Source organism: Modestobacter excelsi (assembly GCF_005930495.1).
In the GTDB taxonomy this organism is placed as follows: Bacteria; Actinomycetota; Actinomycetes; order Mycobacteriales; family Geodermatophilaceae; genus Modestobacter; species Modestobacter excelsi.
Window position 1 is genome coordinate 1 of record NZ_SJEX01000132.1, and the last position, 6,935, is coordinate 6,935.

Here is a 6,935-nt window from a genome sequence, read left to right on the forward strand (position 1 = left end):
GCGCTGCTGCCCGGGGTGTGCGGTCACCGGCTGACGGCCATCAGCGCGGCGGCGTCCCGGTCGAGCAGCTCGGCGGCGAGCTGTCGGCCGAGGGACTCGGCCTCGGGAGCCGGTCCGGAGATCGAGTCGCGGACGGAGTCGCTGCCGTCGATCGCGGTGACCGAGGCGCGCAGCCAGAGCTCGGCGGAGCCGTCCTCGGCCTCGGTGAGCTCGGCGTGGGCGGCGACGGGCGCGCTGCAGCCGGCCTCGAGCGCGGCGAGCACGGCGCGCTCGGCGGCCACGCAGGCCCGCGCCGCGGGGTCGTCGAGCGCGGCGAGCAGCTCCCGGACGCGGGTGTCGTCGCTGCGGCACTCCACGGCCAGCGCCCCCTGCGCCGGCGCAGGCAGGACCTGGATCGGGTCCAGCGTCTCGGTGACCGCCGACAGCCGGCCGATCCGGGCCAGCCCGGCGCGGGCCAGGACGACGGCGTCCAGCTCGCCGGAGGCGACCTTGCCCATCCGGGTGTCGACGTTGCCGCGGATCGGCACGACCTCCAGGCCGAGCCCGAGCGCGCGCAGCTGGGCCATCCGTCGCGGCGCCCCGGTGCCGATCCGGGCACCCGGGGGCAGCTCACCGAGGGTCAGCCCGTCGCGGGCGACGAGCACGTCGCGCGGGTCCTCGCGGGCCGGTACGGCGGCCACGGTGAGCCCCGGGGTGGGCGCGGTCGGCAGGTCCTTGAAGCTGTGCACGGCCAGGTCGACGGTGCCGGCGTGCAGCGCGTCGCGCAGGGCGCTGACGAAGACGCCGGTGCCGCCGAGCTGGGCGATCGCCTCGGTCGACCGGTCGCCGTAGGTGCTCACGTGCACCAGCTCCACCGGCATGCCGCTGGAGCTGCTCAGCGCGTCGGCGACCAGCTGGGACTGGGTCAGCGCGAGCTGGCTGGCCCGGGTGCCGAGCCGGAGGGTGGTGGTCTGCACGCCGGTCACTCCGGGGCCCCCTCGACCGAGAGGACGTCGAGGGCGGCCAGCGTGGTGCCGGCCGGCAGCTGCGGGTCGACCGACACCGCGCGGGACAGGCTGGTGTCACCGTCGAGGCCGAGGCCGAAGAGCGCGCGCAGCGCGTCGGCGTAGTCGGTGCCGTTCGGGGCGCTGGCCAGCTCCTTGACCCGCACGGTCGGCTCGTGCAGCAGCTTGTCCACGACCCGGCGGACGGTGCGGGCGATCTCGCTGCGGGCCTTGGCGTCCAGGTCGGGCAGCCGGGTGGACAGCCGCAGCAGCTCCGCGTCGACCACCTCGGCGGCCTGGCTGCGCAGCGCGGAGACGGTCGGCGCCACCGCAGCGGCCTGCCGCTCGGCGCGCAGCAGGGAGGTCTCCAGCTCGACCAGGGCGTGCGCGGCGGCGATGTCGTCGGCGGCGACCGAGCCGGCCACCGGCCGGCCGGGGTGCGCGGCCCGCTCGCCCTGCAGCATCGCCAGGTCGACCACGTGCACGCCGGGCAGCCCGGCGACGGCGGTGTCGACGTCGCGGGGCAGCGCCAGGTCGACGATCACCAGCGGGCGCCCGCCGCGGCCGGCGAGCGCGGTGGAGACCACGTCGGTGCCGATGACCGTGCCGGTCGCGCCGGTGCAGGTGACCAGCACGTCGGCGGCGGTGAGCTCCTCGGCCAGTCGCTCGAGGTCCGCCTGGCGCCCGCCGACGGACTCCGCGAGCCGTGCCGCGCTGGCCGGCGTGCGGCTGCTGACGGTGACCGCGGCGCCGCGGCGGGCCAGCGTCGTGGCCGCCAGAGCGCCCATCGAGCCCGCGCCGACCACCAGCACCGGCCGGCCGGCCAGCTCGCCGAGGGTGTCGGTCACCCGGTCGAGGGCGACGGAGACCAGCGAGGCACCGGCCTTGTCGATGCCGGTCTCGGCGTGCACCCGCTTGCCCACGCGCAGCGCGCGCTGGGCGATCGGGTGCAGCTCGCGCCCGATCGTGCCCTCCTCCTGGGCCAGCGCGTAGGCCGCCCGGAGCTGGCCGAGGACCTGGGTCTCACCGACGACCATGGAGTCCAGGCCGGCGGCGACGGTGCACAGGTGCGCGATCGCCTGGTCCTCGTAGTGCACGGTCACGTACGGGGAGAGCTCCTCCACCGTCGCGCCGGCGTGCCGGGCGAGGACGTGGCTGACGTCGGTGATCCCGCCGTGGAAGCGGTCGACCTCGGCGAAGACCTCGATCCGGTTGCAGGTGGCCAGGACCAGCGCCTCGGTGACGTGCTCGGCGCCGACCAGCTCGTGCAGCGTCTTGACGGTGTCGTGACCGCTCATGGCCACCTGCTCGAGCAGGGCGACCGGCGCGGTCTGGTGGCTGATGCCGACGGCGAGGAGGCTCATCGGACCGGCTCCCGGGCGTCGGCGCGCAGGGCGGCGACCACCGGCGCGGAGCCGTCGCGCTGCTGGTCGAGGAAGGCCAGCACCTGCAGCTCCACCGACAGGTCGACCTTCCGGACGTCGACGCCTGCAGGGACGGTCAAGGCCACCGGCGCGAAGTTCAAGATGCTCCTGACCCCGGCCGCGACGAGCCGGTCGCAGACCGTCTGCGCCACCTCGGCCGGTGTCGTGATGACGCCGATGGTCGCCCCGGTGCGGGCGACGACGGCCTCGAGCTCCTCGGCCGGGTGGACCGGGAGCCCCCCGACCTCGGTGCCCACCGTGCGCGGGTCGCTGTCGAGGAGCCCGACGAACTCGAAGCCCCGGCTGGCGAACCCGGCGTAGTCGGCCAGCGCGGAGCCGAGCCGTCCGATGCCGACCAGCACGCACGGACGCGACCGCTCCCCGCCGAGGACCTCGGTGAGCCGCTCCCGCAGACCGGCCACGGAGTAACCCACGCCGCGGACGCCGCACGGGCCCAGGTAGGAGAGGTCCTTGCGCAGCCCGGCCGGGTTCACCCCGGCGGCGGACGCCAGCTCACCGGAGGAGACGGAGCTGCGGCCGCCGTCGGCGAGACCGGCCAGCACCCGCAGGTACACGGCCAGACGAGCGACGGTGGCCTCCGGGACGATCCGGGGCCGCGACTCCGACACGGCAGACTCCACAACATCCGATCGCGACCGGCTGGGACCCGGGGACGATCGGGGGACTTCGGACTGAGACACTCGACGTGCGGGCGCGAGGGCGTCCGACGTCTGCCACGGTAACCGCTTGTGAACGCCTGAACAAAGTCGCGGGAAGCGTCCGTGCAGGTCGCGGGGCCCCGCTGTGTCCAGGACCACGCCCCGGGCCACCGGTCCGGGGCGCCCGCGGGTCAGCCGAGGCCCAGGTCCCGGCGCAGCCGGACGACGTCGACGGTGAAGACGCTGTGCTCCCGGCCGTCGAGCAGCACCACCGGCACCAGGTCGCCGTACTCGGCCCGCAGCTCCGGGTCGGCGTCGACGTCGACCAGCTCGACGGGCAGGCCGGCCTCCTCGCCGGCGATCCTGGTCAGCGTCTCCGCGGCGACCACGCAGAGGTGGCAGCCCTCGCGGGTGAGCAGCTGGACCCGCTCAGGCACCGGTGTCCTCCGCTGCCGCGGCGGCTGCGGCGGCTGCCGCAGCCCGCTCCAGGCCCAGCTCCCGCAACCGCGCCCGGCTGACCTTGCCGGCCAGCGAGTGCGGCAGCTCGGCGACGAAGTGCACGCCCACCGGCACCTTGAACCGGGCCAGCGAGCGGGCCGCGTGCTCGCGCAGCTGCTGCTCGGTGACCGCGCCGTCCGGGGTGCGGACGACGACGGCGTGCACGGCCTCCCCGGTGCGCGGGTCGGGCACGCCGATGACCGCGCTCTCGGCCACGTCCGGGTGCCCGTCCAGCACGCGCTCCACCTCGCCGGGGTAGACGTTGAAGCCGCTGACCAGGACCAGGTCGCGGCGCCGGTCGACCAGCCGCAGGTCGCCGTCGGCATCGCGGTAGGCGATGTCGCCGGTGGCCAGCCAGCCGTCGGCGTCCGGCCCGTCGGCGCCGTCGGGCCAGAACCCGCTGAACAGGTTCGGGCCGCGGGCGCAGATCTCCCCGGCGTCCTCGGCACCGTCCTCGTCGGCGAAGGGGTCACCGAAGACGTCGTCCCGGACGTGGCTGCCCGGGTCCGGGCCGGCGGTCGGGCCGCCGGCGGTGTCGCGCAGGGCGAGCTGGACCCCGGGCAGCGGGCCGCCGATGCACTCGGGTTTCGCCCGGCCGGTGGCCAGCGTGCTGGTGAGCACCGGCCCGGCCTCGGTGAGGCCGTAGCCCTCCCAGACGGTGACCGCGGCCCGGGCGCGCATCGCCTCGAACAGCGCGCCGGGCATGGGCGCGGCGCCGCAGCTGGCGGTCCGCACCGCGGCGAAGCCGCGGCGCAGGACGGCGTCGCTGCCGGCCGCATCGGCCGCGGCCAGCCAGGCGGCGTACATCGGCGGCGCCCCGAGGACGGCGGTGACCTCCTCGTCGGCCATCAGCCGGAGCGTGCCCACCGGGTCGAACTCCTCGACCAGCACGGCGCAGGCGGCGGTCTCGGCGACCAGGCCCCAGCCGGCGTTGAAGGCGTAGACGTGGAAGAGCGGGAGCACCAGCAGCACCCGGTCGCCGGTGCGCACCGGCGCCGGGTCCAGCCCCAGCAGCTGCTGCTGGTTGGCCAGCAGCGCGGCGTGGGTGAGCATCGCGCCGCGGGGGCGCCCGGTGGTGCCGCTGGTGTACGCCAGCAGCGCCAGCGCGGCCGGGTCCTCGGGGTCGGCGGGGGCCGGGGCGTCCGAGGCCGGCGGGCCGACGCTGACCGGGACCCCGGCGAGCTCCTGCCGCGCGGTGTCCACGACCAGCAGCCGGGCCCCGGAGTCGCCGAGCAGGTGCTCGGTCTCCGGGTCGGTGAAGGCCGTGTTGACCGGCACCACCACCAGACCCGCCCGCAGCGCGCCCATCACCGCGACCACCCAGTCGACGCCGTTGCGGAGCTGGACCGCGACCCGGTCGCCGGGGTGGAGCTCCCGGTCGAGGTACCCGGCCGCGGCCCGGTCGACCCGGGCGTCGAGCTCCGCCCAGCTCAGCCGGACGTCGCCGGCGACCAGTGCCGGTGCGCTCCCGGCAGCGGCGGCCGCCCGGCGGACCAGCGCGGAGAAGGACCGGACCTCACCGGGCCGCGCCGCGGCCACGTCGGCAGCCGGCACCTCGTCGACCGGCACGACGGACCTCCGCGGGATCGGGGCGACCGGCCAGCGGCGGGGTCGCGTGGACGCAGCGCCACGATGTTGTCACCATGGGGCGCGGGCCGCAGCGTTGCCGCGCGTGCTCGGACCGGACGAGGGCCCGGGTTCCCGTCAGGTGGGGCGTGAGGAGGTCCGGGACCGGCATGACCCGCGCCCGGCCCACCCCGGCACCCGCGCTGCCCGACGCGGCCGCCGTCCTCGCGCCGCCCGAGGACCAGCGCGCCGTCTGGGAGCTCGTCCGCCGGGCCCAGGCCGGGGACGCCGAGGGCTTCGGGGAGCTCTACGACCGCTACGTCGACGTCGTCTTCCGCTACCTGTTCCACAAGGTCGGGAACCGGGCGACGGCCGAGGACTTCACCAGCGAGACGTTCGTCCGCGCGCTGCGCCGGATCGACTCGCTCACCTTCCAAGGCCGCGACGTGGGCGCCTGGCTGGTCACCATCGCCCGGAACATCGTGCTGGACCACGTGAAGAGCAGCCGCCACCGGCTGGAGGTGCCGACCGCCGACATGCGGGACGCCGACCGGGCCACCGCCGGCCCGGAGGAGACGGTGCTGCAGCGGCTGGCCGACGCCGAGCTGATGGCCGGGGTCGCGCAGCTGTCCGACGAGCAGCGCGAGTGCCTGCTGCTGCGTTTCGTGCAGGGCCTGTCGGTGGCCGAGACGGCGGCCGCGATGGGCAAGAAGGACGGCGCCGTGAAGGCGCTCCAGCACCGGGCGGTGCGCCGGCTGGCCACCCTGTTGCCCGAGGGGCTGCGGGAACCGGTGGGGGGACCTCCGCAGCGATCACCGGCCGGCACCCCGTAACGGCCGGTGCGGCCGGGTCGTTGAGCGGTCAGGGGTGCCCGGTCCGGCGGCACCCCGCGCGACGGGGACGCGGGGGGACACGGTGACAGGGCAAGGCAACGGTGCGACGGGGGATCCCCGCCCTCGCGTCGACCCCGTCCGCTCGGAGGAGGCGCTGGTCGGGCGGCTGCAGGCACTGTCGGCCGAGCTCGCCGTGACGCCGGACGAGGACTTCCGCGCGGCCACCCGGGCCCGGCTGGTCGCGATGGCCGCCGTCCGGAGTCCCGCGGCGGCGCGCGCCACCCGTCGTCCTCCGGTGCGGAGCGGGGCGCTGCGCCGGCTGCTCGCCGGCCCCGCGGGCGGGCCGGCAGCCCGCTGGCGGGCGCGGGTGACGGCGGGGATGACCGGGGCGGCGCTGACCCTCGCCGCGCTCGGCGGGCTGCTCGCCCTCGCCCAGGGCGCCCGGCCGGGAGACCTGCTGTACGACCTGAAGCGAGGCGGGGAGCAGACCCGGCTCGCGCTGGCCGGCGACGACCGGGGACTGACCCTGCTCGGCTTCGCGACCACCCGGCTCGACGAGCTCGGCCGGCTCGTCGGGGTGCAGCCGGACGCGGCGCCCGCCGTCGGGGCCGCTCCCCGCGGCGGCGGGGTGCTGGCCGCCGGCCCGGACGTCCACCTCGTCGTGGACACCCTGCAGACGATGGACGCGCAGACCACGGCGGGCACCGCGGCGCTCACCGCCGCGGCACTCGCGCACTCCGACACCGACGCCCTCGCGGTGCTCACCGGCTGGGCCGACGAGCAGCAGGCCGGCATCGACCGGCTGTCCCGGGCCGTCCCGACCGGGTCCGAGGCGGCCCTCTCCGCCTCCCGCGACCTGGCGGTCCGGGTCGCGGTGCGCGGCGACGACCTCGGACGGGCGCTGGGCTGCCCCGGCGGCCCGTCGACCGCGGGCACCGACGAGCTCGGGCCACGACCCGCTCCCTGCCCCGC

Annotated in this window: 7 protein-coding genes; 2 read left to right on the forward strand and 5 right to left on the reverse strand. The window is 77.0% G+C overall.

What is annotated here, in order from left to right:
- Positions 1-23: 23 nt before the first annotated feature.
- The 5 genes from hemC to FHL80_RS24495 form a co-directional block, all read right to left on the reverse strand.
- The gene (gene hemC, locus FHL80_RS24475) at positions 24-956 is read right to left on the reverse strand and encodes a hydroxymethylbilane synthase (protein WP_246078932.1); all 933 of its coding nucleotides are present in this window, start codon (positions 954-956) and stop codon (positions 24-26) included.
- 5 nt (positions 957-961) lie between these two features.
- Positions 962-2,347, reverse strand: coding sequence for a glutamyl-tRNA reductase (locus FHL80_RS24480; protein WP_138735934.1), 1,386 nt, complete (start codon positions 2,345-2,347; stop codon positions 962-964).
- Positions 2,344-3,036, reverse strand: coding sequence for a redox-sensing transcriptional repressor Rex (locus tag FHL80_RS24485; protein WP_138735935.1), 693 nt, complete (start codon positions 3,034-3,036; stop codon positions 2,344-2,346). The genes FHL80_RS24480 and FHL80_RS24485 overlap by 4 nt, the downstream gene beginning before the upstream one ends.
- 221 nt (positions 3,037-3,257) lie before the next feature.
- Positions 3,258-3,503 carry a glutaredoxin family protein gene (locus FHL80_RS24490; RefSeq protein WP_138735936.1) on the reverse strand — a complete coding sequence of 82 codons (246 nt, stop codon included), beginning with the start codon at positions 3,501-3,503 and terminating at the stop codon, positions 3,258-3,260.
- On the reverse strand, positions 3,496-5,133 hold the full coding sequence (locus tag FHL80_RS24495; RefSeq protein WP_138735937.1) for an AMP-binding protein: 1,638 nt from the start codon (positions 5,131-5,133) through the stop codon (positions 3,496-3,498). Before FHL80_RS24495 ends, FHL80_RS24490 begins: the two co-directional genes overlap by 8 nt.
- Before the next feature lie 167 nt (positions 5,134-5,300).
- Here FHL80_RS24495 and FHL80_RS24500 point away from each other — a divergent pair, with 167 nt between their 5' ends.
- On the forward strand, positions 5,301-5,963 hold the full coding sequence (locus FHL80_RS24500; protein WP_246078933.1) for a sigma-70 family RNA polymerase sigma factor: 663 nt from the start codon (positions 5,301-5,303) through the stop codon (positions 5,961-5,963).
- A gap of 82 nt (positions 5,964-6,045) precedes the next feature.
- A partial coding sequence (locus FHL80_RS24505) for a hypothetical protein (RefSeq protein ID WP_138735939.1) occupies positions 6,046-6,935 on the forward strand: 890 nt, incomplete at its 3' end.